Annotated in this window: 26 protein-coding genes and 1 riboswitch; of the genes, 1 reads left to right on the top strand and 25 read right to left on the bottom strand. The window is 75.8% G+C overall.

Going from position 1 to position 24,269, the window contains the following annotated elements; genetic code table 11:
- Positions 1–111 precede the first annotated feature (111 nt).
- From AFE02nite_RS03185 to AFE02nite_RS03155, 7 genes are all read right to left on the bottom strand, one after another.
- Positions 112–2,895, bottom strand: a complete 2,784-nt coding sequence (locus AFE02nite_RS03185; RefSeq protein WP_034247494.1) for a DEAD/DEAH box helicase — start codon at positions 2,893–2,895, stop codon at positions 112–114.
- Positions 2,896–2,904: 9 nt separating this feature from the next.
- Positions 2,905–3,822 (bottom strand): diacylglycerol/lipid kinase family protein, encoded by a 918-nt coding sequence (locus AFE02nite_RS03180; RefSeq protein ID WP_034247495.1) that lies wholly within the window; start codon positions 3,820–3,822, stop codon positions 2,905–2,907.
- The gene (gene tatC / locus AFE02nite_RS03175) at positions 3,819–4,550 is read right to left on the bottom strand and encodes a twin-arginine translocase subunit TatC (RefSeq protein WP_034247497.1); all 732 of its coding nucleotides are present in this window, start codon (positions 4,548–4,550) and stop codon (positions 3,819–3,821) included. The genes AFE02nite_RS03180 and tatC overlap by 4 nt, the downstream gene beginning before the upstream one ends.
- 43 nt (positions 4,551–4,593) lie before the next feature.
- Positions 4,594–4,797 (bottom strand): twin-arginine translocase TatA/TatE family subunit, encoded by a 204-nt coding sequence (tatA, locus tag AFE02nite_RS03170; RefSeq protein WP_034247499.1) that lies wholly within the window; start codon positions 4,795–4,797, stop codon positions 4,594–4,596.
- A gap of 75 nt (positions 4,798–4,872) precedes the next feature.
- The gene (locus AFE02nite_RS03165; RefSeq protein ID WP_034247501.1) at positions 4,873–5,193 is read right to left on the bottom strand and encodes a hypothetical protein; all 321 of its coding nucleotides are present in this window, start codon (positions 5,191–5,193) and stop codon (positions 4,873–4,875) included.
- Between the two features lie 21 nt (positions 5,194–5,214).
- The gene (locus AFE02nite_RS03160; RefSeq protein ID WP_034247503.1) at positions 5,215–6,180 is read right to left on the bottom strand and encodes a helix-turn-helix transcriptional regulator; all 966 of its coding nucleotides are present in this window, start codon (positions 6,178–6,180) and stop codon (positions 5,215–5,217) included.
- Entirely contained in the window at positions 6,173–7,201 is a 1,029-nt protein-coding gene (locus tag AFE02nite_RS03155) for a helix-turn-helix transcriptional regulator (protein ID WP_034247505.1), read from the bottom strand. Before AFE02nite_RS03155 ends, AFE02nite_RS03160 begins: the two co-directional genes overlap by 8 nt.
- Positions 7,202–7,236: 35 nt before the next feature.
- Here AFE02nite_RS03155 and AFE02nite_RS03150 point away from each other — a divergent pair, with 35 nt between their 5' ends.
- Positions 7,237–8,346 carry a DUF3866 family protein gene (locus tag AFE02nite_RS03150; RefSeq protein WP_146819070.1) on the top strand — a complete coding sequence of 370 codons (1,110 nt, stop codon included), beginning with the start codon at positions 7,237–7,239 and terminating at the stop codon, positions 8,344–8,346.
- 2 nt (positions 8,347–8,348) lie between these two features.
- On the opposite strand, the gene AFE02nite_RS03145 is transcribed toward AFE02nite_RS03150, so the two are convergent.
- The 18 genes from AFE02nite_RS03145 to mihF all read right to left on the bottom strand — a co-directional run bounded on the left by AFE02nite_RS03145 (position 8,349) and on the right by mihF (position 24,145).
- Positions 8,349–8,750, bottom strand: a complete 402-nt coding sequence (locus AFE02nite_RS03145) for a DUF5655 domain-containing protein (protein ID WP_261765406.1) — start codon at positions 8,748–8,750, stop codon at positions 8,349–8,351.
- Positions 8,751–8,765: 15 nt separating this feature from the next.
- Complete coding sequence (locus AFE02nite_RS03140; protein WP_034247822.1) at positions 8,766–9,227, bottom strand: PH domain-containing protein; 462 nt, start codon at positions 9,225–9,227, stop codon at positions 8,766–8,768.
- Positions 9,228–9,284: 57 nt separating this feature from the next.
- On the bottom strand, positions 9,285–10,133 hold the full coding sequence (hisG, locus tag AFE02nite_RS03135) for an ATP phosphoribosyltransferase (protein ID WP_034247823.1): 849 nt from the start codon (positions 10,131–10,133) through the stop codon (positions 9,285–9,287).
- A gap of 83 nt (positions 10,134–10,216) precedes the next feature.
- The gene (locus AFE02nite_RS03130) at positions 10,217–10,480 is read right to left on the bottom strand and encodes a phosphoribosyl-ATP diphosphatase (RefSeq protein WP_034247825.1); all 264 of its coding nucleotides are present in this window, start codon (positions 10,478–10,480) and stop codon (positions 10,217–10,219) included.
- 11 nt (positions 10,481–10,491) lie between these two features.
- Positions 10,492–11,004: a 6,7-dimethyl-8-ribityllumazine synthase gene (gene ribH / locus AFE02nite_RS03125; protein WP_052113913.1), complete on the bottom strand. Its 513-nt coding sequence runs from the start codon at positions 11,002–11,004 to the stop codon at positions 10,492–10,494.
- Positions 11,001–12,269, bottom strand: coding sequence for a bifunctional 3,4-dihydroxy-2-butanone-4-phosphate synthase/GTP cyclohydrolase II (locus AFE02nite_RS03120; RefSeq protein WP_034247826.1), 1,269 nt, complete (start codon positions 12,267–12,269; stop codon positions 11,001–11,003). The genes ribH and AFE02nite_RS03120 overlap by 4 nt, the downstream gene beginning before the upstream one ends.
- Complete coding sequence (locus tag AFE02nite_RS03115; RefSeq protein WP_034247828.1) at positions 12,266–12,877, bottom strand: riboflavin synthase; 612 nt, start codon at positions 12,875–12,877, stop codon at positions 12,266–12,268. The genes AFE02nite_RS03120 and AFE02nite_RS03115 overlap by 4 nt, the downstream gene beginning before the upstream one ends.
- Positions 12,877–13,953, bottom strand: coding sequence for a bifunctional diaminohydroxyphosphoribosylaminopyrimidine deaminase/5-amino-6-(5-phosphoribosylamino)uracil reductase RibD (ribD, locus tag AFE02nite_RS03110; protein ID WP_146819251.1), 1,077 nt, complete (start codon positions 13,951–13,953; stop codon positions 12,877–12,879). Before ribD ends, AFE02nite_RS03115 begins: the two co-directional genes overlap by 1 nt.
- Before the next feature lie 138 nt (positions 13,954–14,091).
- A riboswitch (FMN riboswitch) is annotated at positions 14,092–14,227 on the bottom strand.
- 104 nt (positions 14,228–14,331) lie between these two features.
- On the bottom strand, positions 14,332–14,994 hold the full coding sequence (gene rpe, locus AFE02nite_RS03105) for a ribulose-phosphate 3-epimerase (RefSeq protein ID WP_034247829.1): 663 nt from the start codon (positions 14,992–14,994) through the stop codon (positions 14,332–14,334).
- Between the two features lie 58 nt (positions 14,995–15,052).
- On the bottom strand, positions 15,053–16,558 hold the full coding sequence (locus AFE02nite_RS03100; protein WP_146819069.1) for an RsmB/NOP family class I SAM-dependent RNA methyltransferase: 1,506 nt from the start codon (positions 16,556–16,558) through the stop codon (positions 15,053–15,055).
- Positions 16,507–17,445: a methionyl-tRNA formyltransferase gene (gene fmt, locus AFE02nite_RS03095; RefSeq protein ID WP_146819068.1), complete on the bottom strand. Its 939-nt coding sequence runs from the start codon at positions 17,443–17,445 to the stop codon at positions 16,507–16,509. The genes AFE02nite_RS03100 and fmt overlap by 52 nt, the downstream gene beginning before the upstream one ends.
- A 26-nt stretch (positions 17,446–17,471) precedes the next feature.
- Complete coding sequence (locus AFE02nite_RS03090) at positions 17,472–18,146, bottom strand: HAD-IA family hydrolase (protein WP_261765404.1); 675 nt, start codon at positions 18,144–18,146, stop codon at positions 17,472–17,474.
- Positions 18,143–20,239: a primosomal protein N' family DNA-binding protein gene (locus AFE02nite_RS03085; RefSeq protein WP_261765403.1), complete on the bottom strand. Its 2,097-nt coding sequence runs from the start codon at positions 20,237–20,239 to the stop codon at positions 18,143–18,145. Before AFE02nite_RS03085 ends, AFE02nite_RS03090 begins: the two co-directional genes overlap by 4 nt.
- A 141-nt stretch (positions 20,240–20,380) precedes the next feature.
- The gene (metK, locus tag AFE02nite_RS03080; RefSeq protein ID WP_034248699.1) at positions 20,381–21,583 is read right to left on the bottom strand and encodes a methionine adenosyltransferase; all 1,203 of its coding nucleotides are present in this window, start codon (positions 21,581–21,583) and stop codon (positions 20,381–20,383) included.
- 35 nt (positions 21,584–21,618) lie between these two features.
- Positions 21,619–22,815: a bifunctional phosphopantothenoylcysteine decarboxylase/phosphopantothenate--cysteine ligase CoaBC gene (gene coaBC, locus AFE02nite_RS03075; protein WP_146819066.1), complete on the bottom strand. Its 1,197-nt coding sequence runs from the start codon at positions 22,813–22,815 to the stop codon at positions 21,619–21,621.
- 5 nt (positions 22,816–22,820) lie between these two features.
- Positions 22,821–23,084: a DNA-directed RNA polymerase subunit omega gene (rpoZ, locus tag AFE02nite_RS03070; protein WP_034248692.1), complete on the bottom strand. Its 264-nt coding sequence runs from the start codon at positions 23,082–23,084 to the stop codon at positions 22,821–22,823.
- Between the two features lie 129 nt (positions 23,085–23,213).
- On the bottom strand, positions 23,214–23,828 hold the full coding sequence (gene gmk, locus AFE02nite_RS03065) for a guanylate kinase (protein WP_146819064.1): 615 nt from the start codon (positions 23,826–23,828) through the stop codon (positions 23,214–23,216).
- Between the two features lie 5 nt (positions 23,829–23,833).
- Positions 23,834–24,145 (bottom strand): integration host factor, actinobacterial type, encoded by a 312-nt coding sequence (gene mihF / locus AFE02nite_RS03060; protein ID WP_034248690.1) that lies wholly within the window; start codon positions 24,143–24,145, stop codon positions 23,834–23,836.
- Positions 24,146–24,269: the final 124 nt, after the last annotated feature.

Raw genomic sequence — 24,269 nt, 5'->3', positions numbered from 1 at the left:
TAGCGCAGCCTGCTCGAGCCGTCGTGGTGGTCGCCGTCACGATCCGGTGTCGGCGTCGTAGCACGCGAAGCGTCGCGCCACACCGGGCGACCGGTCACACCGGGCGACGCGTCACACCGAGCTCTGGGCGACGACGCCGCGTCGCAGGCGTTCGACGGCGGTCCGGGCGGCCGATCGCGTCGCGGCGGCGGGCGCCGCCCCGGCCAGCTGGTCCAGGAGGTCGATGACCTGCTTGCACCAGCGGACGAAGTCACCGGCAGCCAGCTCGGTGCCGGCGAGCACCGCTCCCAGGTTGCGCCCGCTCGCCCAGCGGTGCACGGCCTCCACGAGGCCGGTGTCGGGGGCCCGCGTCGGCTGGATGCGACGTGCGACCTCGAGGTCCTCCAGACGTGACCAGACCCGCTGGGTCGCGTCCAGCGCGCGTCCGATGCGCCCCTCGGGCCCACCGGGGACGTGGGGCGTCACCGGCTGCTCCTCGCTCCCGCCGCGCGACTCGTAGACGACCGCCGAGACGACCGCAGCGAGAGCCGCGGCGTCCAGGCCGTCCCACGCGCCTGCCCTCAGGCACTCCGCGACCAGCAGGTCGCTCTCCGCGTACAGCCGGCGCAGGGCCTGGCCGGCGCCGGTGACCCGGAGCCGACCGTCCACCGTCTCCAGGTGCCCCGTGACGGTGAGCACGTCGCAGACCTTGTCGAAGTCGCGGGCGATGGAGCTGGTCCGCCCCTGGATGCGGCGCACCAGGGCGTCGTGCTCCTTGCGCAGGCGCTCGTGCCGCTCGGCCCAGCGCGCGTGGTCCTCGCGCTCCGAGCAGCCGTGGCACGGGTGGGCCCGGAGGCGGCGCCGCAGGTCGGTGACCGTGGCGTCGTCGGCTGCCGAGCGCGCGGGCGCGTCGGCCGGCTCCGGCGCCGGGAGCGGTCGGGCGAGCGCGCTGCGCATGGCCGAGGCGAGATCGCGCTTCGCAGCCGCGTTCCGGGCCGAGAAGGTCCGCGGCACCCGGACCGTGGTGACCGCCCGGACCTGGCGCGTGAGCTCCTGAGCGCCGACGGTGCGCACCTGGCGGTCGCCGGTCAGCACCGTGACGCGCGGCCCGTCGAGCCCGTCCTTCGCGGCCTCCAGCACGACGGCGAACCCGGCCCGGCGCCCGCTCGGCACCTCGACGACGTCCCCGACGCGCAGGCGCCGCAGGCTGTCCGCCGCCGCGGCACGCCGCACGCGCGCGGCCTCGCGGGACGCACCCTTCTCCACGTCGGTGAGCCTGCGGCGCAGCCCCCAGTACTCCTCGAAGTCCCCGAGGTGGCACTGCATCGCGGCGCGGTAGCCCTCCAGCGCCTCCGCGTGCGACTGCGCCTGCCGGGCGAGCCCGACGACCGCCCGGTCCGCCTGGAACTGCGCGAAGCTCGTCTCCAGCACCTCGCGCGCGCGGTCGCGGCCGACCTGGGCGACGAGGTTGACGGCCATGTTGTAGGTCGGCCGGAAGCTCGAGCGCAGCGGGTAGGTCCGTCTCGAGGCCAGCCCCGCCAGCGCGACGGGGTCGAGCGCACCGTGGTCCACGACGACGGCGTGCCCCTCCACGTCGATGCCCCGGCGCCCCGCCCGCCCGGTGAGCTGGGTGTACTCCCCCGGCGTGATCTCGGCGTGCGCCGAGCCATCCCACTTCGTCAGCTTGTCCAGGACGACGGACCTGGCCGGCATGTTGATGCCGAGGGCGAGCGTCTCGGTGGCGAACACCACCTTGACCAGGCCGCGCGAGAACAGGTCCTCCACCGTCTCCTTGAACAGGGGCAGGAGCCCGGCATGGTGCGCCGCGACGCCCCGCTCGAGGCCCTGGAGCCAGTCCCAGTAGCCGAGCACCGCCAGGTCCTGCGGCGGGACGGCGGCGCAGCGCTCCTCGACCGTCGCCCGGATCAGCGAGGCCTGCTCCGGCGTCGTCAGCCGGAGCCCGGCCGTCAGGCACTGCTGCACCGCGGCGTCGCAGCCGGCCCGCGAGAACACGAAGAAGATCGCTGGCAGCAGCCCGTCGCGGTCGAGCACCTCGACGACGGCGAACCGCGGCGGAGGCCGGCGTCCACCGCCCGGGCCGGGCCGGTGACCGCCCCGACCGCGGTAGCCGCGGTCGCCGGCTCGCCCGGGTCCCGCCGCCCTCTCCTGGCGGCGCAGATCCACGACGAGGTCGGGGTTGATGGGCGGGTCCGTGCCGGGTGCGGTCGGGTCGACGTGGCCCGCGTAGAGGTCGAAGATCCCGTCGCGGGTCATCACGTGCTGCCACAGCGGGACCGGGCGCCGCTCGCTGACGACGACCGCCGTGTCGCCCCGGACCATCGTCAGCCAGTCGCCGAACTCCTCAGCGTTCGACACCGTCGCCGAGAGCGAGGCGAGCTGCACGTCCGCGGGCAGGTGGATGATCACCTCTTCCCAGACCGGGCCGCGGAACCGGTCCGCGAGGTAGTGCACCTCGTCCATCACGACGAACGCGAGGCCGTCGAGCGTCGGGGATCCCGCGTACAGCATGTTGCGGAGGACCTCGGTGGTCATGACGACCACGGGCGCCTCGCCGTTGAGCGTCGTGTCGCCGGTCAGGAGCCCGACGGAGCTCGCGCCGTACCGACGCGCGAGGTCCGTGTACTTCTGGTTCGACAGCGCCTTGATCGGCGTCGTGTAGAAGGCCTTACGCCCCTGCTGGAGGGCGAGGTGGACGGCGAACTCGCCGACGACGGTCTTGCCGGCCCCCGTGGGCGCGGCGACCAGGACCCCGCGACCGCCCTCGAGCGCCATGCAGGCCTCGACCTGGAACGGGTCGAGCTCGAAGTCCAGCCCGGCGGCGAACTCGCCGAGCGACGTCTTCGCCACAGCCGCCCGCTGGCGCGCCGCTGCGTAGCGCTCGGCGGGGGTGGACATGCGTCCAGCCTAGGCGAGCAGGCGCACCGCGCCGGGCTGGACCTCGACCCGCAGGGGCAGCGGGCCGATGCGCTCCCCGTCGGCGAAGGCCGCCGGCGGCAGGGGCCCCACGGGGCTGTGCTCGATGAGCACGCTCGTGCTCCGCAGGATCGTGCAGGCCGGGTGCCGCACGTGGGTTCCCCGGTAGACCTTGGGGAAGATGCCCAGGAGCTCGTTGCGGCTCAGGGGCCCGGCGATCACGACGTCGAGCAGGCCGTCGTCCATGCGCGAGTCCGGGGCGATCCGCATCCCACCACCGAACAGGCCCCCGTTGGCCACCGCGACGAGCGTTCCCGTGGACTCCCAGGTCTCGTCGTCGAGCGTCAGGCGGAACCCGTACGGGCGGAACCTGCGCAGCTCGGTGACCAGCCCGCGCACGTACCGGCCGCCCCCGCGGGGCCACGTGAGGGCGTTCGCCCGCGCGTTCACCGCGGCGTCGACCCCGCAGGACAGCACGCCGATGAACCACTCGTGCGCGCTGTAGTCCGGCGGGCCGACGCGCACGGCGTCGACCGGCCGGCCACCCCGCTCGAGGCCGGCCTCGATGACCCGGACGGCCGCCGCGACGTCGTGCCGGGGCAGGTCCATCGCGCGCGCGATGTCGTTGCCGCTGCCGGCGGCCACGATCCCGAGCGGCAGGTCGGTGCCGGCGACGATGTTGACCCCGAGGTGCACCATGCCGTCGCCCCCGGCGACGACCAGCGCGTCGAGGCCGCGGACCACGGCCTGCCGCGCGTGCTGCTCGGCACCCAGCAGGTCGGCGGCCGAGAGGTCGTGCACGTCGTGCCCGCGGGCGCGCGCGGCCTCCAGCAGGTGCTGGCCGCGTCGCTCCCCGCGCCCGTGGCCCGCGGTGGGGTTCACCACGATGCCGATCCGCAGCCCGGTCATCGTGCCTCCCGTGCCTCGCGACGGCGGTCGGCGACGGCGCACACGCCGATCGCACCGAAGTACAGGCCGCAGATGGGCACCCCCAGGGCCAGCATCGACACCACGTCCGAGGTCGGGGTGGCCACCGCGGCGAACACGAACGCCAGGAGCACCGCCCAGCGCCAGCCCGCCAGCATTCCGCGCGCCGTCGCGATCCCGATGGCGTCCAGGCCGACCATGAGCACCGGCACGAGGAACGCGACACCGAAGGCCAGCACCATGCGCATCACGAACCCGAGGTAGGTCTGCGCGTCGATGACGTTGACCGCCTCGTCCGGGGTGAACCCGACGAGCAGGCCGACGGCCTTCGGCAGCACCCACCAGGCCAGGGCGGCACCCGCCAGGAACAGCGGCACGGACGCGCCCGCGAACGCCACGGTCGTCCGTCGCTCGCGGCGGGTGAGGCCGGGCGTCACGAAGGCCCACAGCTGGTAGATCCACCACGGGCTCGTGACGATGGTGCCGCCGAACAGGGCCAGGGTGATCTGCAGGTCGAGCGGGGTCGCCACACCTGCGAAGTTCAGGGCGATCAGCGCGTCACGCTCGTCCGCGAGGTCGACGAGCGGCTCGGCGAGCACGTCGAAGAGCCACGGGTACGCGAACCACGCGCCGACGGCACCCAGCAGGATGCCGAGGGCAGCCAGGAACAGCCGGTTCCGCAGCTCGCGGACGTGCTCGCGCAGGGGCATCCGGCCCTCGGGGCTGCGACGCCCACGGATCGGCCGGGGGCGCTCAGGCGCGCGGGCCACCGTCGTCGCCGGACGGGCGGGACGAGGTGTCGTCGTCCGGTCCGTCGCGGCCGTCCCTCACCTCGGAGCGGAAGACGCGCAGCGAACGGCCGACGCTGCGGGCGAGGTCAGGCAGGCGCCTGGCACCGAACAGCAGGAGCACGATCACCAGGATGACGAGCCACTCCCAGCCCTGCGGACCCCTCATCGCACTCCTCCCACGTCGGTGCGCACATGCTATCCGCCCCGGCGGCCGCCGCCGGTCACGCCGGCACGGGCGCCCTCAGCGGACGAACGACCACCAGCGCCGGTACGCGGCCTCGTGCCGTTCGGCCCGGCGCGTCAGCCGCGCGGCGCGGGCCGCCTGCGCCAGCGCCATCCGCGCACGGGCGGGGCCGGCGTCCTCCAGCTCGACCGGCACCGGGACGGTACCGATGGTGCCCGCCAGGGCCGTGACCTGACGGTCGAGCCGGTCGAGCACGTCCGAGAGCTCCTCGAGCGCCAGGAGGAGCGCCTTGCCCGACCGGTACACGTGCCGCAGCAGGAAGAAGCCGCCGACGCACGAGCCGACGACGAGCACGGACCAGACGACGAACCAGAGCACGGGCCCAGGGTAGGCGACCGCTCAGCCCTCGGCGGCGTCGTACGCGGCCAGTGCCGCACGGGCGGCGGCTCCCGCCTCCTGGGCGACCGCGACCGGCTCGACCGCGCGGACGTACGGTGCCACGCGCAGCAGGAGGTGACGCAGCCATGCGCTCGAGGCCACCCGCAGCGCCACGCGCATCCCGCCGTCGGGCCGGTCCGTCGTCTCGTCGACCGGCAGCTGGTCGACCACCCAGCGGGCCCGCTGGTCGAGCTCGAGCACGACGCGCTCGTGCTCGGCGGACGGGGTGAACGTCTCGCCGCGGCTGCGCCCGGGCCGGGTCGTCACCGGCTGGTCGAGCTGGGTCGCCTCGAGGATCCGGTCGAGCCGGAACAGGCGCTCACCGCGTGCGCTCCGGCACCAGGCCTGCAGGTAGGAGTGCTCGTCTCCCGTGAGGAGCTGCCACGGTTCGACGACCCGCTCGGAGACGCGGTCGGCGGCGTCGACGTAGCGCAGCGCCAGCTGCCGGCGGTTCCGCAACGCCCTGCGGGCCTCGGCGACGACCTCCGGGCGAGCCTCGACGGCGAGCTGGACGTCCATCGTGGCCGCAGCGTCGCCCGTGGCCGCCGTGAGCACCTCCAGGGTGCTCGCGATCACCTCGCGCTCGGCGGGCTCGAGGAGGTCCCCGACCGACTCGCTGAGCGCCCGCAGCGCCGCGACGAGCGCGACCGCCTCGCGCGCCCCGAGGCGCAGGGCCCGCGTCATCCCGCGGGACTGCGTGAGCCGCAGGACCCCGGAGTCGAAGGAGTCGGCGTCGAAGTCGATGAGGTCGTCCGGCCAGTAGCCCGGGGTGCCCGACACCCACAGCGTGTCGACGTCGCGCAGCACCTGCTGGGGGGTGACCTCGAAGTGGGCCGCCACCTCCTCGACGGAGACCCCGGGGTGCCGGTCGAGGTAGGCCACCAGACCCAGCAGGCGGACGAGCCGCTCCGGCGTGCGCTCAGCCATCCCGGCGCTCCCCGTCCGTCGCGCGGCCCGCCAGCCGCTCTGTCATCGCCACGGCCTCCCGCAGGCGGCGCACGACGCCGGCGCGCAGGTCCTCAGGACCGAGCACGACGACGGCGTCCGCGTAGCCGAGCAGCTCCTCGGCGAGGTCCGCCGACCGCTCGAACGGGACGACGACGAGGTCGTGCCCCGGCCTGGGCGGCGCCGGGGGGTCCTCGCCGTCGGGCTGCACCGCACGCGACCGGAGCGCGCCCGCCCGGTCGGCCGCCACCGAGAGCCAAGCGAGCCGCGTCCCACCCTGCTGGCTCGCGGCGAGCATCGCCATCGGGTCCACGTCCGCGGGCACGACGAACGCTCCCGTGGGACCGACGGGCACGACGTCGTCGACGATCCGGCTCAGCCGGAAGACGCGGGGAGCGTCGCGACCGGTGTCGAACCCCACCAGGTACCAGCCGCCCCGGCTCGCGATGATCCGCCACGGCTCGACGGTGCGGCGCAGCACCTCCCCCGTGCTGGCGGCGCGGTAGGTGAACTCCACGGCCTGGCGCGCGTGCGCGGCGTCGAGCAGGGGCGCCAGGGCCGGTCCGGCCGCGTGCAGGCGTGGCGCCAGGCCCACGACGGCGTCGGTGTCGGCGGACGTGTCGCCGACCACGCGGAGCTTCGTGAGCGCCCGGGCGGCGTCGGCGCGCAGCGACTGGTCCTGCCAGAAGTCGGCGGCCAGGCCGAGCACGCCGAGCTGCGCGGCGTCGAGCTCCATGGGCGGCAGTGCATAGGCGTCCAGGTCGACGCGGTACCCCGCGTCGTCGGCGTGCGCCGGCCCGTGCACGGTCGTCACCGGCACGCCGAGGTCGCGCAGCGTCTCCTTGTCGCGCTCGAACATCCGCTCGAACGCCTCGGTGCTGCCGTCCCTGTCGTAGCCCGCGACGGAGGCGCGGATCTGCTCCTTCGTCATCCGGCCAGGTGTGTTCACCAGGGCGATGACGAGGTTGAGCAGCCGCTCGGCGGGGGGCAGGGAGTCGGCCATGACCTCACACGGTAGCGGGCGGGTAGCGTGCTGGCGTGATCACGTGGCGCAACGGTGAGGTGGTGTCGCTCGGCACGCGCTGGGCGGGCGCCCAGGAGCTCACGGCGGAGACCGCCGACGGCACGGTGCGGGCACTCGCCTACCCGGCGATCGTCGGCGACGTGGCCGTCGGTGACCGCGTGCTGCTCAACGTCACCGCGCTCGCCCGGGGGCTGGGCACCGGCGGGTACGCCCTGGTGGTGGCCCGGCCGGACGCCCTGCCCGCCGATCCCGCGCCCGGGCCCGGACACCTGGTCAAGGGCCGCTACACGCCCCAGCAGGCCATGGTGCTCGGCGTCGACGAGCAGGAGTCCCCGCACCACGCGGCGCTGCGCGACGCCGACGACCTGGCCGGCCTCCCGGTCGTCGTGGCGGACCTGCACTCCGCCGTGCCCGCCGTGGTGGCGGGGGCCCGCTGGTCCGCCCTGCAGGGCTCCCGTCCGCTCCCCCGGATCGCCTACGTGATGACCGACGGCGGCGCCCTGCCCGCCTGGTTCAGCCGCACGGTCGCCACGCTGCGGGAGACCGGCTGGCTCGAGGCGTGCGTCACCGTGGGCCAGGCCTTCGGCGGCGACCTCGAGGCCGTCACGGTGCACACGGGCCTGCTCGCCGCGCGCCTCGTGGTCGGCGCCGATCTCGTCGTCGTCGCCCAGGGACCGGGCAACCTCGGGACGGGCACCCGCTGGGGCTTCTCGGGCGTCGCCGTCGGCGAGGCGCTCAACGCCGCGGCCGTGCTCGGTGGCCGGCCCATCGCGGCCCTGCGCGTCTCCGGCGCCGACGCGCGGGAACGCCACCGCGGCGTCTCCCACCACTCCCGCACCGCCGTCGGGCGGGTCGCGCTCGCACCGGCCGACGTCGTCGTCCCGGTCGGCGCCGCCCCCGGCGACCGCGCGGCGCTCCGCGCGCTCGTGCGGGACCAGGCCCTCGCGCTCTGCCGGCCCGCCGGGCGGCACACGCTGGTGGAGGTCCCCGTTGGTGACGAGCTCGAGGAGGCGCTCGCGGACACCCCCGTCCGGCTCTCGACGATGGGGCGCGGGCTCGACGCCGACCCCGAGGCCTTCGTCGCTGCCGCGGCCGCCGGGGTGCACGCCGAGCGCTCGCGCTGACGTCAGCCCGCGTGCCCCCACGCCTCACGTAGCCAGGCGGCGACCTCGGCGTCCACCTGCGCCGGGTCCGTCACCTCGAGGTGGTGCACCCAGTGCCGCGGGCTGGGGTGGACCACCTCCTTCCACCGCGGCGATCCGTCGCGCCGGCCGAGGACCACGGTCACCACCACCGGCGCTGCGCGCGCACCGAGGTAGCGGCGAGGCGCCCACAGGTACACGACCGCGGCCCCGCGCGGCGAGGCCCGCCGCAGCGCGACCTGGCTATGGGACACCCGCACCTGGACGGGGCCGAGCCCCGCGAGCACGTCATGGACGGCCCGCCAGGTCCCGACAGCGACCGGCTCGCCGCCGAAGTGCTCCTCGGGGGACACGTCCGTGTCCGACCTCCCTGTGCCCTCGTCCACGCCTCGTCCGATCGGTCAGTCGTCGCGCGCGGTCCCGGAGTGGCGCGCCACGAGAGTCGCGAGCCGTCTCGCCTCGCCCCGGGCTCGGTCGCCGTCGGCGTGCTGCACCGCCATCACGGCCAGCGTGTCACCGCCGGCCAGGTCCAGGGAGACCCACGGCCGGTCCGGGCCGAACCGGACCGAGACGATCTCCGCCCAGGCCAGCCGCCGCGTCCGCAGCAGGTTGCGCACGACCAGCGTCTCGCCGTCGGGGTCGGCGCGCACACCCGCCTCCCGGAGGAGGAACCACGCGATGAGGGCGCCCAGCGCGACGAAGCCGACGCGGTCCCCCCACCCGAGCCGGACGCCCGTCACGGCGGGCAGTCCGACCGCGAGGCCCACCATCAGGGCGAGCGAGACCGCGGCCAGCGGCAGGCACACGAGTCGCGCGGCACGGGGCCGGAACGACCGGTGCAGCGGATCGGCGTCGCGGGTCATGGGCGTCCCCGGGAGCACCCCGACGCGCGGACGGCCGGCGAACCGGGCGCGGCAGGGCTAGAGGCGGCAGGCGTGGATCGAGGTGACCAGGATCGCGCGCGCACCGAGGTCGTACAACGCGTCCATCACGCGGTTGGTCTCGTCGCGGCGGACCATGGCGCGCACCGCCGCCCACTCGCTGTTGTGCAGCGGCGACACCGTCGGCGACTCCAGGCCGGGCGTGATGGCGACCGCCTGTTCCACGAGCGACGTCGGGACGTCGTAGTCCATCAGAACGTACTGGCGCGCGACGAGCACGCCCTGCAGGCGCCGCGCGAGCACCTCGAGCCCCGCCGGGACGTCGGCCTGCGAGCGGGGGCGGATCAGCACGGCCTCGGAGTGCAGGATCGGCTCACCGAAGACGCTCAGGCCGGCCCCACGCAGGGTCGTCCCCGTGGAGACGACGTCCGCGACGACCTCCGCGACACCGAGCTGGACAGCGGACTCGACGGCGCCGTCGAGACGGATCACCTCCGCCTCGACGCCCCGGTCGCGCAGGTAGCCCCCCACCAGCACCGGGTACGACGTCGCGACCCGGCGGCCGGCGACGTCCGCCAGCTCCCGCACGCGGTCGGCGGGCGCGGCGAACCGGAAGGTCGAGCCGCCGAAGCCGAGCTGCATGTGCTCGACCGCGTCGGCGCCGGAGTCGAGCAGGAGGTCCCGACCGGTGATGCCGGCGTCCACGGTCCCGGAGCCGACGTAGACGGCGATGTCGCGGGGCCGCAGGAAGAAGAACTCGATGTCGTTCTCGGGGTCGACCAGCACGAGGACGCGCGGGTCGTGGCGCTGCCGGTAGCCGGCCTCGCGGAGCATGTCTACGGCAGGCTCGGACAGCGAGCCCTTGTTCGGGACGGCGATGCGGAGCATGGGTCCTCGGTTGTTCTCTCGGAGCCGTGGGAGGGCTGGACTGCGGGGCGACGCGCGGACGCCTACGACGGCCGCGCCGCGGGTCAGAGGTGGCGGTAGACGTCCTCGAGCGTGAGGCCGCGCGCCACCATGAGCACCTGGAGGTGGTAGAGCAGCTGGGAGATCTCCTCCGCGGCACGCTCGTCGCTCTCGTGCTCGGCGGCCATCCAGACCTCCGCGGCCTCCTCGACGATCTTCTTGCCGATCGCATGGACGCCGGCGTCCAGCGCGGCGACGGTGCCCGACCCGGCGGGACGCGTGCGCGCCTTCTCGGTGAGCTCGGCGAACAGGGCGTCGAAGGTCTTCACGGGCGACAAGCCTAGAGGCCGGGGCCGGTCGGCGACGTCGCCGTCCCACCCACGGGACGGGCGAGGTCCCGCAGGGTCAGCGCGGTCGCGACCGCGGCCTGGGCGGCCTCGAAGCCCTTGTCCTCCGACGAGCCGGGCAGCCCGGCGCGGTCCAGCGCCTGGGCGTCGTCGTCGCACGTCAGCACGCCGAAGCCCACCGGGACGCCGGTGCGCACGGAGACGTCGGTGAGGCCGACGGTCGCCGCCTGGCACACGTAGTCGAAGTGCGGGGTCCCCCCTCGGATGACGACGCCGAGCGCCACCACCGCGTCGACCGTCGGGGCGAGCCGGGCCGCCGCGACCGGGAGCTCGAAGGAGCCCGGCACCCGCACCCAGCGCACGTCCGTGACGCCCGCCGCCGTCAGCGCCCGCCGGGCGCCGTCGACCAGCCCGTCCATGACGACCTCGTGCCAGCTCGCGGCGACGACCGCCACGCGCAGGCCGCCGCCGTCGACCGCCAGGGTCGGTGCCCCGTGCCCGCTCATCTGATCTCCTCCAGCGTCTCGGGGCTCAGCAGGTGCCCCATCTGCTGCGCCTTGGTGCGCAGGTAGGCCAGGTTCTCCGGGGTGCGGCCGACCTCGTGCGGCACCACCTCGTCCACGGTGATGCCGTGCGCGCCGAGCCCGGTCACCTTCGCCGGGTTGTTGGTGAGCAGACGCACGCGGTCCAGGCCGAGGTCGGTCAGGATCGCCGCCGCGGCACCGTACTCGCGACGGTCGGCCGGCAGGCCGAGGTCCAGGTTCGCCTGCACGGTGTCCCGCCCCGCGTCCTGGAGCGCGTACGCCGAGATCTTCGACAGCAGCCCGATCCCGCGGCCCTCGTGACCGCGCAGGTAGACCACGGCGCCCCCCTCGACGGCGGCGCGCGCGAGCGCCGCGTCGAGCTGCGGACCGCAGTCGCAGCGCAGCGAGCCGAAGGCGTCGCCCGTGAGGCACTCCGAGTGGACCCGCACGACGGGCACGGCCGCGGGCTCGGAGGGGTCGACCGCCACGAGCGCGGCATGCCCCGAGCCGGTGCGCAGGTCGCGGTACCCGTGCACGGTGAACCGACCGTGCCGCGTCGGCAGCAGTGCGGAGCCCGTGCGCACGACCCGGCGCTCGGGCGCAGGCGCCGTCTGCGGGCCGGCGACGTCGTCGTGCTCGCGACGCCAGGCCGCGAGGTCGGCGATCGTGATCACCACCAGGCCTTCGGTGCGGGCCAGGGCCGCGGCGTCGTCCAGGCGCATCATCGACCCGTCGTCGTGCACGAGCTCGGCGATCCCGGCCACCGGCTCCAGGCCCGCCAGCCGGCACAGGTCCACCGCGGCCTCCGTGTGCCCGGCCCGGTGCAGCACGCCGCCCGGCACGGCACGCAGCGGAAGCACGTGACCCGGCCGGATGATGCTGTGCGGCCCCGCCGCCGGATCGGCCAGGACGCGCAGCGTCCGTGCCCGGTCGGCCGCAGAGATGCCGGTCGTGACGCCGTCGGCGGCGTCCACGGTGACCGTGTAGGCGGTTCGGCGGGGGTCCTGGCTCGCGGGGACCATGAGCGGCAGCTCGAGGGCGTCCGCCCGCGCGGCGGGCATCGGAGCGCACAGGTAGCCCGACGAGTGCCGGATCGTCCAGCCGACCCACTCGGTGGTCGCCGACTCCGCGGCGAGGATCACGTCCGTCTCGTTCTCGCGGTCCGGGGAGTCGGCCACGATCACGGGCCGGCCCGCGCGCAGCGCAGCCACGGCCTCCTCGACCGTGCCGAGGTGCAGCCCGCTCATGCCGTGCCCTCCGTCCGGGGGCCCCCGCTCAGCAGGCGCTCCACGTACTTCGCGATGACGTCGACCTCCAGGTTGACGTCATCGCCGACCCCCAGTCGGCCGAGCGTCGTGACCTCGAGCGTGGTGGGGATCAGCGCGATGCCGAACGACGCGTCACCGACGTGGGTGACCGTCAGGGACACGCCCGACACGGCGATGGAGCCCTTCTCCGCGACGTACCGCGCCAGCGGCCCCGGCAGCTCGACCTCGACCTCGTCCCACCGGGGCCCCGGCCGGCGCGCCGCGATCCGGCCGACGCCGTCCACGTGGCCCTGGACGATGTGCCCGTCCAGCCGTCCCCCGGCCGGGACGGCCCGCTCGAGGTTCACGGGGCTCCCGGCGACGAGGGCGCCCAGGGTGCTGCGGCGCAGGGACTCGGGCATGACGTCGACGGCGAAGGTCTGGTCGGCCACGTCGGTCACGGTGAGGCAGACCCCGTCGACGGCGATCGAGTGGCCCACCTGCGTGCCCTCGGTGACGAGCGGACCGCGCAGCCGCAGCCGCGCGTCCTCCCCCGCGCGCTCGACGGCGACGACGGTGCCGACCTCCTCGACGATCCCGGTGAACATCAGTGCTCCTCTCGCGCCGGGCCGCTGCCCGGTCCTTCGACGGTGGTGGGGCTGCCGGGCGCCGGCAGGGGCGGCTCTCCCCCGGCGGCGAGCTCGGCGACGACGACGACGTCGGGCCCGACCTGCTCGACGCTGCGCGGACGCAGCCGCAGGGCCTGGTCGACGACGGTGATGCCGAGGTCGGCGACGGCGGACGGACCCGCCCCGAGCAGCACGGGTGCGAGGTACGCGACGACTTCGTCGACGAGCCCCGCGCGCAGGAAGGCCGCGGCCAGCGTCGGGCCGCCCTCGACGAGCAGGTGGCGCACCTCGCGCTCGGCGAGCACCGCGACCACCTCGGCGGGGTCGTGGCTGCGGACGTGGACCAGCTCGCCCCCGGGTCCCTGGAGCCGTCCGGTCGCGGGCAGGTCGCGCAGGCCGACCACCACACGCACGGGCTGGTGGGCCGCCGGTCTGCCGTCGGGCGTGCGCGCCGTCAACGCGGGGTCGTCCGTGAGCGCGGTGCCGGTCCCGATGGCGATCGCGCCCACCTCGGCGCGCAGCCGGTGCGCGTGGGCGCGCGCCTGCTCCGAGGTGATCCACCGCGACGAGCCGTCGGCGGCCGCGACGCGTCCGTCGAGGCTCGTCGCGAGCTTGAGGGTGACCCAGGGACGCCCGGCGCGCACGGCGCCGGCCCACACGCGCAGCAGCTCGGCGGCGGCCTCCTGCCGCACCCCGCCGACGACGTCCACGCCGGCCTCGCGCAGGCGCGAGGCTCCGCCGGCGGCGCGGGGGTTCGGGTCCGCGAGGCCGTACACCACGCGGTCGACGCCCGCGTCGAGCAGGAGGTCGGCGCACGGAGGTGTGCGTCCCGTGTGGTTGCACGGCTCGAGGGTCACCACCGCCGTCGTGCCGTGCGTCGGCGTGCCCGACGCGCGGGCCGCCGCGACCGCGGCCGCCTCCGCGTGGAGCGTCCCGGCACCCTCGTGCCACCCCTCGGCGACCGTTCGCCCGTCGGCGTCCAGGAGGACGCACCCGACCCGCGGGTTGGGGCCGTGCGCCGGTCCGAGTCGCGCCAGCTCGAGCGCCCGGTCCATCGCGGCGAGCTCGGCGGGCACGGCGAAGCCGTGCACGGCCTGGCTGCTGGCACCCACCGGCGTCGTCCTTCCCCGAGCGAAGGCCCCGGGGCGCGGGCGCAGGAAGACGCACGGGCGCCGCCCCGTCAGGGCGCCGCCCACGTGCCTCCTCCCATCCGGGCTTTCACCGTCGGTCCTGGAGTTTCACCAGGTCAACCGGACCTGGCGTCGCCGCCAGGCTCGGGTCGCGGACTGTCACCGCCGGCTCGGACTTACACCGACCCCGGAGCACGTACGTGGTACGTCCCAGAGTCTGCCACAGCCCGCCGGACCGAAGGTGCGCCGTCGGTCACCGTCCTGGCGACGCGGCTCCCCACGCACGCCGGTGCGGCCGGTCGCTCAGTGCAGGTGGCCCTGCGCGAGCGAGCGCAGCAGCGTGACCCGCTCGGCGGCGTCCTCGGCCCCGTACACGGCGGTCCCGGCGACGAAGACGTTGGCCCCGGCGTCGGCGGCCCGCTCGATCGTGCGCTCGGACACGCCGCCGTCGACCTGGACCCAGACGTCCAGGCCGGCCGCGGACACGGCGTCGCGCACCCGGCGCACCTTGGGCAGCACGGAGTCCTGGAACGACTGGCCGCCGAAACCCGGCTCCACGGTCATCAGCAGGACCATGTCGAGGTCGCCCAGGAGCTCGAGGTACGGGTCGATGTCGGTGCCGGGCCGGACCGCGAGGCCCGCGCGCGCCCCCATGTCCCGCAGCTGCCGCGCGAGGGCGCGCGGATCGCGCGACGCCTCGGCGTGGAAGGTCACCGACGCGCAGCCCGCCTCCGCGTACCCGGGCGCCCAGCGCTCGGGGTCGTCGATCATCAGGTGCGCGTCGACGGGGATCGGCGACACCTGGACGACCTTCTCCACGACCGGGGGGCCGATCGTCAGGTTCGGCACGAAGTGGTTGTCCATCACGTCGACGTGCAGCCAGTCGGCACTCGCGACGCGGCGGATCTCGCGCTCCAGGTTCACGTAGTCGGCGGCGAGGATGCTGGGGGCGATCAGTGCGTCCACGCGGCAAGTCTCTCGCGTCGGGACGCCGCGACGACGCGACCGTCCGTACGGTGCCCGGTCATGTCCGTCGCAGCAAGGCCAGGTGCATGGCGTCCGTCCCGTGCACGTGCGGCCAGAGCTGCGCCGCCAGGCCCTCGCCGAGGTCGATGGCGTCGCCCGCCACGCTCCGGACGACCTCGCGGGCGTCGAGCTGGGTGACGTCGGTCCGGCGACGCAGGACGTCGGCGACCACGGTGCGCGTCTCGGCCACGTGCGGCGAGCACGTCACGTAGGCGACCACCCCGCCGGGTCGGACGGCGTCGAGCGCCGAGCTCAGCAGCTCCGCCTGGAGCCGCGTGAGCGTCGGCAGGTCCGCCGGCGACCGCCGCCATCGGGCCTCCGGACGACGCCGCAGCGCCCCCAGGCCCGTGCACGGCGCGTCGAGGAGGACGCGGTCGTAGGCGCCGGGCTCGGCGCGGCCGACGTCGCGGCCATCGGCGCAGCGGACCTCGACGACGCCCTCCGGCAGCGCCGCGACGGACCTCTCGACGAGCCTCGCCCGGTGCGGTTGCAGCTCCGTGGCGACCAGGTGCGCGCCCCGCTGGGCGGCGGCCGCGCCGAGCAGCGCCGCCTTGCCCCCAGGGCCCGCGGCGAGGTCGAGCCAGCGCGCGTCCGGCCCGTCCACCGGGGCCGCGAGCAGCGCGAGGGCCACGAGCTGCGAACCCTCGTCCTGCACGCCCGCGCGCGCGTCACGGACCGCGGGGAGCGCCCCGGGGTCTCCGCCCTGCACGACGACGGCGGTCGGCGTCCACCGCCCCGCCCGAGCACCGGGAGAGTCGTCCAGCAGTGCGTCCTGCGACACGAGTCCAGGCCGCGCGACGAGGGTGACCGCCGGCGCAGCGTTGTCCGCCGCGAGCAGGGCGGCGACGTCGTCCACCGGTCGCCCGTCGGCCACGAGCGCCTGCCGCAGGGCGCGCACCACCCACGCGGGGTGGCTCTCCCGCACGGCCAGCTGCTCGATCGTGTCGGCGCCCGCCGCCTCCTGGATGCGCGCCAGCCACGTGTCCAGGGGGTCGGTCGCGACCCGCCGGAGCACGGCGTTGACCATCTGGGCCGGGCCGGCGCCGACCGTCGACCGGGCCAGCGCCACGGTCTCCGACACCGCCGCGTGCGGGGGCACGCGCATGCCGAGCACCTGGTGCACGCCCAGTCGCAGCACGTCCAGGAGCGGCGCGTCGATCGACGTCACCGGGCGCTCCGTGGCCAGGGCCAGCACCGCGTCGTAGCGTCCGCGCAGACGGAGCGTGCCGTACGCCAGCTCCGTGGCGAACGCCGCGTCCCGTCCGGAGATCCCCCGACGACGCAGCAGCGGCGGCAGCACGAGGTTCGCGTACGCGTCGGAGTCCGCCACCTCGCGGAGCACCTCGTAGGCGACGGCGCGTGCGGCGTCGCCCGTCCGCCGCCGCTGCGACGGCGCCTGCGCGCTCCTCGACCGGTGCGGTCGCGGTGGCCGCCGACCGCCGGTGGCGCCGCTCACGCGACACCCAGCCGCGCACCTGCGGCCAGGCGCGCCCCGCGTGCCCAGTCCGCCGCCGGCATGGCGCGGCGCCCCGCCGGCGAGACCTCACCGAGCTCGACCGCGTGCGTCCCCGTGCCGACCAGGACCTCACGCCGGCCCACCCGGAGCTCGCCCGGCGCCAGGTCGACGACGTCCGGTCGGGGCCGGACCGGCCCGAGGCCGAGCCGGCCGCCGTCGGGCGCAGTCGTCCACGCCCCCGGGGCCGGGGTGCACGCCCGGGCCCGGCGGTCGACCGCCGGGGCCGGGTGCTCCCACCGCAGGCGGCCGTCCTCGGGGCTCAGGCGCGGCGCGTGGCTCACGTCGTCCACGGGCTGGGGGACGGCCACCAGGGCTCCGTCGGCGATCCCGTCGAGCGTCGCCAGGAGCAGTCCGGCACCCGCCCGGGCCAGACGCTCGAGGAGGTCCCCCGACGTGTCGGTGGGCCGGACCGTCTCGGTGAGCGTGCCGAAGACCGGGCCTTCGTCGAGCCCCTCGGTGATCCGGAACGTCGTCGCGCCGGTCACCTCGTCGCCGTGCAGGACGGCGTGCTGCACCGGCGCGGCGCCGCGCCACGCGGGCAGCAGCGAGAAGTGCAGGTTCACCCAGCCGTGCGGCACGAGCTCGAGCGCCGGTACCGGCAGGAGCGCGCCGTAGGCGACCACGGCCGCGACGTCGGGGCTCAGTGCCGCGATCGGCTCGAGAGCCGCCGGGTCGCGCAGGGTTCGCGGGGTGAGCACGGGCAGGCCTGCGGCCTCGGCGCGCTCCCGCACCGGGCTGGGGACCATGCGCCGCCCACGGCCGGCGGGCGCGTCCGGGCGCGTGAGGACGCCGACCACCTCGTGCCGGGGCGAGGCGAGCAGCGCCTCGAGCGAGGGCAGGGCGACCTCCGGGGTCCCGGCGAAGAGCACACGCATGGCGTCGATCCTAGGTGCGCGCGCCGCTACGCCAGGTCGCCGCCGGTGCCCACGCGCGGGATCCCGAGCGCGGTGAGCTCCTCCCCCAGCTCGGCGTGGCCACGGAACAGGTGGGTGCGGAACCCCGCCCGCCCGGCGGCCTCGACGTTGCGCGGCGTGTCGTCCGTGAAGAGGGTGCGCGCAGGGTCCAGCCGGAACCGGGCGACCGCGCGTCGGAACACCTCCGGGTCGGGCTTGGCGACCTTCTCGTGCCCGGACACGACCACGCCCTCGAGCAGGCCGACGACGGGCGCCTGCTCGGCGGCGACGTGCCAGTTCTCCGCGCCCCAGTTGGTGAGTCCGAACACGCGCACGCCGACGGCGCGCAGGTGCCGCACGGTCGCCTCGGCCCCGGGGACCTCGCCGGGGACGGACAACCGGTGGTCCGCCAGGTAGATGTCCAGCATGGGCACCAGGTCCGGGCGCTCGGCGGCGAGCTGGGCGCGCAGCACGGGCCACGGCTCCCCCGCGTCCTGGGCGTGGTTGAGCGCCATGAAGTCCGACTCGCGGAAGAACTCCTCGACGACCTGGCGCGGGACGTGGCCCTCGTACGGCAGGTACGGGTCCCACCTGACGAGCACGTTGCCGAGGTCGAACAGGACCGCATCGATCCGCCGCGCCGCCGCCGGCCGTCCTTGCGCCGCTGCCGGCACCCCGCTCACCACACCTCCGAGGGTTCCACGCGTACCCGCACGACGGGCTCCCGGCGCGCGGCCCGGGCCCCTTGTGCCCCCGCCAGCGCTCCGACGACGGCCGGGGCGTCCGACCAGGCGCTGCGCACGAGCGCCCGGACGACGCGCTCGCCGTCGGGCTCGAGGAGGGTCGCCTGGGCGTGCTCGGGCACCTCCGGCGCCTCGCGCAGCGGTGTCGGTCCCAGGACGTCGGCGCCCGCCGGCAGCTCGGTACGGGCGAGGAGCCCGCGGACCGCGTCCCGTGCCCCCTCCAGCACGACGACGTGCGCCGCCGGCGGCAGCCGCAGGGCCGCCCGCTCGGCGAGCTCGCGCGACGCGTGACCGGCCGGGTCCCACCTCACGAACGCCTGCGTCGGAGCCGGGGCGGCATCCCCGACCAGCAGGACCACGCCGCCCGACGACGCGGGCCTGACGAGCGAGGCAGCACGCAGCCACGCACGGAGCGCCTGCTCCGCCACGCCCAGCTGGACCCTGGCCGTGTGGACCGCGGCGTCCAGGAGCAGCGCCGCGGCGTAGCCGCCGGTCGCATCCGGCTCCGCTCCGGGCGTGCTGACCACGAGCGCCGGGCGGTCGGGCACCGTACCCAGCCGCGCCCCACCACCGGACACGCGGACCGGGACGCCGGGGAACGCGCGGCCGAGCTCCTCGGCGGTCCGTTCGGTGCCGACCCGAACGGCCCGCAGGGCGGTGCCGCCGCACTCCGGGCACCGCCACGAGGCGGCCGGGCGTCCGCACACCCGACAGCCCGCAGGTCCGCCCGACACGGCGACCTCCATGGGGCCGGCGCACGACGGGCAGCGCGCCAGGGTCCGGCACGTGCCGCACGCCACCGCGGGCAGGTACCCGGCACGCGGCACCTGCACCAGGACCGGTCCGCGGCCGAGCCCGTCGCGGGCCGCACGCCAGGCCGCACCCGGCAGCCGTGCCGCGGCTGCCGGCCCCTCCCGGGCCAGCTCCACGGAGGTGAGCGCCACCACACGCGGGGCACGCGCACGCACGGTTACGCGCGCGGCCGCGAGCTCACGCGCCCAGCCGCTCTCGACCCACCGCTGAGCGGCGACGGTCCGGCTCCGGCCACCGACGAGCAGCGCCGCGCCCTCGGCCTCGGAGCGCAGGGCCAGCACGTCCCGCGCGTGCGGGTACGGCGCCCGGGGCTCCTCGAGCGCGTCGTCGCCGTCGTCCCAGCACACGACCAGGCCGAGATCGGTGACGGGGGCGAACGCGGCGGCCCGGGTGCCGACCACGCAGCGCACGTGACCGCGCAGGGCGGCCAGGAACGCGCGGTACCGGTCGGCCGGGCCGTCGTCGGCGAGCAGACGCACCCGCCGACCGCCGTGGGCCGGCGTCCACGCGGCCACGCCCGCCCGGTCCAGCGCCGCCTCGAGGACGGCCACCTCGGCGGCCGACGGCGCCACGACCAGCGCTCCGCGGCCGCTGGCCAGCGCGACCGAGACCGCCTGCGCCACGGCGTCTGCCCATGCCGCGGCAGGCCCCGGCAGCGCGAGCCACACGGCCCGCGGGGCCTCCCCCGCGGCGACCCGCCGCACGAACGCCTGGCCGCCGACGTACGGGGACCAGGCCGGCGCGCCGCCATCGGGCGCGGGCGTCCCGGCCCCGTCCGGCGGGGCCGCGTCCCCCGCGGCCGGGACCTCCGCCTCCACGCGCGCGTGGCGGGGTGGGACGGCGAGCCGCAGCACGTCGGGCAGCGTGCCGACCCAGCGACGCGCGACCGCGCGGGCGAGGTCGAGGACCTGCGGGGCCAGGACGGGCTCGGCGGAGACGACGCGCCGCAGCGGCGCGAGCTCGTGCTCCGATCCGTCGACGCGGGCGACGCAGAACCCGTCGACGTCCTGGCCGCCGAAGCGCACCCGCACGCGGGCGCCGGGGACCGCCGTGTCCGCCATGGACGCGGGCACGGCGTAGTCGAACTCGCGGTCGAGGTGGGGCTGCGGTCGGTCGACGACCACGCGAGCCACCGGCAGGTGCTCGGCGATCGGCTCGGGCGTGCGCGCGCGGCGACGACGCGGGGCGAGCCCCGCGAGAGCCGGCTGGTCGAGCGTCACGCCCACATCCCATCACGCACGCACGACGCACGGACGCACGGCCACAGGGCCGCACGGCCGTGCGTCGGCACGAGCACCGGCACGCGCACGGGCTCGTGCGCCGTCAGTGGCGGACGCCGCTCCCGGCGACCGCCGTCGGGCTCAGGACAGGGCCGAGTGCAGATCCAGGACCCGGTCGGTCCGCTCCCACGTGAAGTCGGCGATCTCGCGCCCGAAGTGCCCGTACGCAGCCGTCCGGCCGTAGATGGGCCGCAGCAGGTCGAGGTCGCGCACGATCGCCGCCGGGCGCAGGTCGAAGACCTCGCGGATGGCCGCGGTGAGCCGGTCCACGGGGACCGTCTCGGTGCCGAAGGTCTCCACGTAGAGCCCGACGGGGTGCGCCGTGCCGATCGCGTAGGCCACCTGGACCTCGCACCGCTTGGCGAGACCGGCGGCGACCACGTTCTTGGCCACCCACCGCATCGCGTAGGCGGCCGAGCGGTCGACCTTCGAGGGGTCCTTGCCGGAGAAGGCGCCGCCACCGTGCCGCGCCATGCCGCCGTAGGTGTCCACGATGATCTTCCGGCCGGTCAGGCCGGCGTCGCCGCGGGGGCCGCCGATGACGAACACGCCGGTCGGGTTCACGAGGGTCCGGTACCCGGTGGTGTCGATGTCGAGGTCGGCCAGGACCGGGGCGATGACGTGCTCGGCCACCTCCGGCGCGATCCGGCCCTCGAGCGAGACGTCGGGGTCGTGCTGCGCCGAGACGACCACCGTGTCGAGCCGGACGGCCCGGTCGCCCTCGTACGCGATCGTGACCTGGGTCTTGCCGTCGGGACGCAGGTACTCGAGCGTGCCCTCCTTGCGCACGAGCGCGAGCCGCTCCGCGAGCCGGTGCGCGACCCAGATCGGCAGCGGCATGAGCGACGGGGTGTCGTCGCACGCGTAGCCGAACATCAGGCCCTGGTCACCGGCGCCCTGCAGGTCCAGCGGGTCGTCGTCCTGCGCGTCGTGCCGGCTCTCCCAGGCCTTGTCGACGCCTGCGGCGATGTCCGGCGACTGCTGGCCGATGGACACCGACACACCGCACGAGTGCGCGTCGAAGCCGATCTCGGAGGAGGTGTAGCCGATCCGGTGCAGGACCTGACGGACGACCTGCGGGATCTCGACGTAGGCCTCCGTCGTCACCTCGCCCGCGACGTGCACGAGGCCCGTCGTGACCATCGTCTCGACCGCGACCCGGGCACCCGGGTCCTGGGCCAGCATGGCGTCGAGGATGGCGTCGGAGATCTGGTCGCAGACCTTGTCCGGGTGGCCTTCGGTCACGGACTCCGAGGTGAACAGACGGGATGCGGGTGACGTCATGCGGTCAGCGTAGCGGCGGAGTCACCGGACCCGTCTCACGCGTCCGGCGTCAGTCGCGCGACGACGGCGTCCCACACCGCGTCGGCCACCTGCGCCTTGGAGCCGGCCGCCGTGCCGATCACCGTGCCCGTCCCGTCGAGGATCGTGACGTCGTTGTCCGGGGTGCCGAACCCCCGGCCGTCGCCGACCGCGTTCACGACGAGGAGGTCGGCGCCCTTGCGGATCGCCTTGGCCCGCCCGTGGTCCGCGACGTCGCCGTCGTCGTCCCCCGTCTCCGCCGCGAAACCGACGACGAGCTGCCCTGGCCGACGCTCGCTCACCAGGGCGCTGAGCACGTCGGCCGTGCGCTCGAGCAGGATCGGAGCAGGCTCGCCCGCGGTCTTCTTGATCTTGTGCTCGGCGACGACCACGGGTCGGAAGTCAGCCACGGCCGCGGCCATGACGACGACGTCGGCGTTGAGGGCCGCCGCGCGGACGGCGCTGTCGAGCTCGGCGGCGGTCTCCACCGTCCGCAGCTCGACCCCGGCCGGCGCAGGGACCGCGAGGTTCGCCCCGACCAGCACGACGTCGGCGCCCCGCCGCGCCGCGGCGGCCGCCAGGGCGACGCCCTGCCGGCCGCTCGACCGGTTGCCCAGGAACCGCACGGGGTCCACGGGCTCGCGCGTCCCGCCGGCGGACACGACGACGCGTCGGCCCGCGAGGTCCCGCGGTGCCACGAGGGCGAGCGCGGCGGCCGTGATCTCCTCGGGCTCCGGCAGACGCCCCGGTCCGGAGTCTGCTCCGGTGAGACGTCCCGTCGCCGGCTCGAGCACGTGCACGCCCCGGCCCCGCAGGGTCGCGACGTTCGCCTCGGTGGCCGGGTGCCGCCACATCTCGCTGTGCATCGCGGGGGCGAGGAGCACCGGGCACCGCGCGACCAGTAGCGACGCGGTGAGCAGGTCGTCGGCCTGGCCGGCCGCAGCGCGGGCCAGGAGGTCGGCGGTCGCGGGCGCGACGACCACGAGGTCTGCCGTCTGGCCGAGACGCACGTGCTCGACGCCCGGCACGTCCTGGAAGACGTCCGTCGTGACGCGGTGGCCCGAGAGCGCTTCCCAGGTCGCCGCACCGACGAACTCGAGGGCGGCACGGGTGGGCACGACGCGCACGTCGTGCCCGGCCTCGGTGAACAGCCGCAGGAGGGAGGCCGCCTTGTAGGCGGCGATCCCCCCGCTGACACCGAGGAGGATCCGCACGCGGATCAGTCCTCGGTCGGCCGGACCGTCAGCAGCCCTGCGTTGATCTCGCGCAGCGCGATCGAGAGCGGCTTCTCCTGGTGGCGGGCCTCGACCAGCGGGCCGACGTACTCGAGGAGCCCCTCGTTCAGCTGGCTGTAGTACGCGTTGATCTGGCGGGCGCGCTTGGCGGCGTAGATCACCAGCGCGTACTTCGACTCGGCGGCGGTCAGCAGCTCGTCGATGGGCGGGTCGGTGATGCCCTCGGGCGCGGCGACGGTTCCGGACATGTGTGCGCTGCCTTCTGATCGGGTGCGGTGGTCGTGCAGTCCGACCGCCCGGAGGCGGTCTCGACGGCTGCGGTCTCGATGGCTACGGGGCCGATCGCGCGGGTGTCGGCGACGGGCCGACCGCTCAGTCTACCGTCTCACCAGGCCCATGACCGCGATGAGCTCGTCGGTGGCGCGCTGCACGTCGTCGTTGACGATGACGTGGTCGAACTCGGGCGCGGCCGCCATCTCGACCTCGGCGGTCGCCAGGCGGCGCGCCCGCTCGTCCTCGTTCTCCGTCCCGCGCCCCACCAGACGCCGCACCAGCTCCTCCACGGACGGCGGCGCCAGGAAGACGAACCGCGCGTCGGGCATTGCCGCACGGACCTGGCGCGCCCCCGCCAGGTCGATCTCGAGCAGCGCGGGACGGCCCTCGGCCAGGCGCGCGAGCACGGGCGCCTTGGGCGTGCCGTACCGGTGTCGGCCGTGCACGACGGCCCACTCGAGGAACTCGCCGCCGGCGACCATCGCGTCGAACGTCGCGTCGTCGACGAAGTGGTAGTGCACGCCGTCGACCTCGCCGGGGCGCGCCGGTCGCGTCGTCGCCGAGACCGACAGCCAGACGAGCGGGTACCGGGCGCGGACGTCCGCGGACACGGTGCCCTTGCCCACCGCGGTCGGGCCCGCGAGGACCGTCAGCCGCGACGTATCAGGGCCCTGCTCCGCAGCCGCCCGCTCGGGAGCCTGCGTCCCGCCCTCCGTCACCACTCTCAGCCGAAGCGCTCGACGAGCGCCTGAGCCTGGTGCGGGCCGAGACCACGAAGGCGGCGGGTCTCGGAGATCCCGATCTCCGCCATGATCGCGCGCGCCTTGATCTTGCCGATGCCCGGCAGCGACTCCAGGAGCGCGGAGACCTTCAGCTTGCCCAGGACGTCGTCGGTCTTGGCCTGCTCGAGCACCTCGGCCAGCGAGCCCTGGGAGTACTTGAGGCGGTTCTTCACCTCGGCGCGGGCCTGCCGCGCAGCGGCGGCCTTCTCGAGTGCGGCAGCGCGCTGTTCCGGGGTCAGCGGTGGAAGGGCCACGCGGGTCACCTACTTCTCTGCGGGCTGGGGCGGTCGGGTCGAACCTAGCGAGACCTGAGGGGCCACGGCAACGTCGCCGCCCCGGTTCGCGCTGGTCAGGGCAGTGCGCGACGGCTCCTGGACC

Source organism: Actinotalea fermentans (assembly GCF_007991475.1).
In the GTDB taxonomy this organism is placed as follows: domain Bacteria; phylum Actinomycetota; class Actinomycetes; order Actinomycetales; family Cellulomonadaceae; genus Actinotalea; species Actinotalea fermentans.
This window is presented reverse-complemented; position numbering and strand designations above follow the sequence as displayed.

What these genes read in the sequence shown, in the direction of transcription:
- AFE02nite_RS03185 (WP_034247494.1), bottom strand. Translation starts at nt 2,895, where the DNA reads ATGTCCACCCCCGCCGAGCGCTACGCAGCGGCGCGCCAGCGGGCGGCT.
- tatC (WP_034247497.1), bottom strand. Translation starts at nt 4,550, where the DNA reads ATGCCCCTGCGCGAGCACGTCCGCGAGCTGCGGAACCGGCTGTTCCTG.
- AFE02nite_RS03160 (WP_034247503.1), bottom strand. Translation starts at nt 6,180, where the DNA reads ATGGCTGAGCGCACGCCGGAGCGGCTCGTCCGCCTGCTGGGTCTGGTG.
- AFE02nite_RS03120 (WP_034247826.1), bottom strand. Translation starts at nt 12,269, where the DNA reads ATGAGCGGGCTGCACCTCGGCACGGTCGAGGAGGCCGTGGCTGCGCTG.
- metK (WP_034248699.1), bottom strand. Translation starts at nt 21,583, where the DNA reads ATGACGTCACCCGCATCCCGTCTGTTCACCTCGGAGTCCGTGACCGAA.
- hisG (WP_034247823.1), bottom strand. Translation starts at nt 10,133, where the DNA reads ATGCTCCGCATCGCCGTCCCGAACAAGGGCTCGCTGTCCGAGCCTGCC.
- rpoZ (WP_034248692.1), bottom strand. Translation starts at nt 23,084, where the DNA reads ATGTCCGGAACCGTCGCCGCGCCCGAGGGCATCACCGACCCGCCCATC.
- AFE02nite_RS03140 (WP_034247822.1), bottom strand. Translation starts at nt 9,227, where the DNA reads ATGACCCGCGACGCCGATCCGCTGCACCGGTCGTTCCGGCCCCGTGCC.
- AFE02nite_RS03155 (WP_034247505.1), bottom strand. Translation starts at nt 7,201, where the DNA reads ATGGCCGACTCCCTGCCCCCCGCCGAGCGGCTGCTCAACCTCGTCATC.
- ribH (WP_052113913.1), bottom strand. Translation starts at nt 11,004, where the DNA reads ATGAGCGGGCACGGGGCACCGACCCTGGCGGTCGACGGCGGCGGCCTG.
- tatA (WP_034247499.1), bottom strand. Translation starts at nt 4,797, where the DNA reads ATGAGGGGTCCGCAGGGCTGGGAGTGGCTCGTCATCCTGGTGATCGTG.
- AFE02nite_RS03180 (WP_034247495.1), bottom strand. Translation starts at nt 3,822, where the DNA reads ATGACCGGGCTGCGGATCGGCATCGTGGTGAACCCCACCGCGGGCCAC.
- fmt (WP_146819068.1), bottom strand. Translation starts at nt 17,445, where the DNA reads ATGCGTGTGCTCTTCGCCGGGACCCCGGAGGTCGCCCTGCCCTCGCTC.
- ribD (WP_146819251.1), bottom strand. Translation starts at nt 13,953, where the DNA reads ATGGACCGGGCGCTCGAGCTGGCGCGACTCGGACCGGCGCACGGCCCC.
- AFE02nite_RS03115 (WP_034247828.1), bottom strand. Translation starts at nt 12,877, where the DNA reads ATGTTCACCGGGATCGTCGAGGAGGTCGGCACCGTCGTCGCCGTCGAG.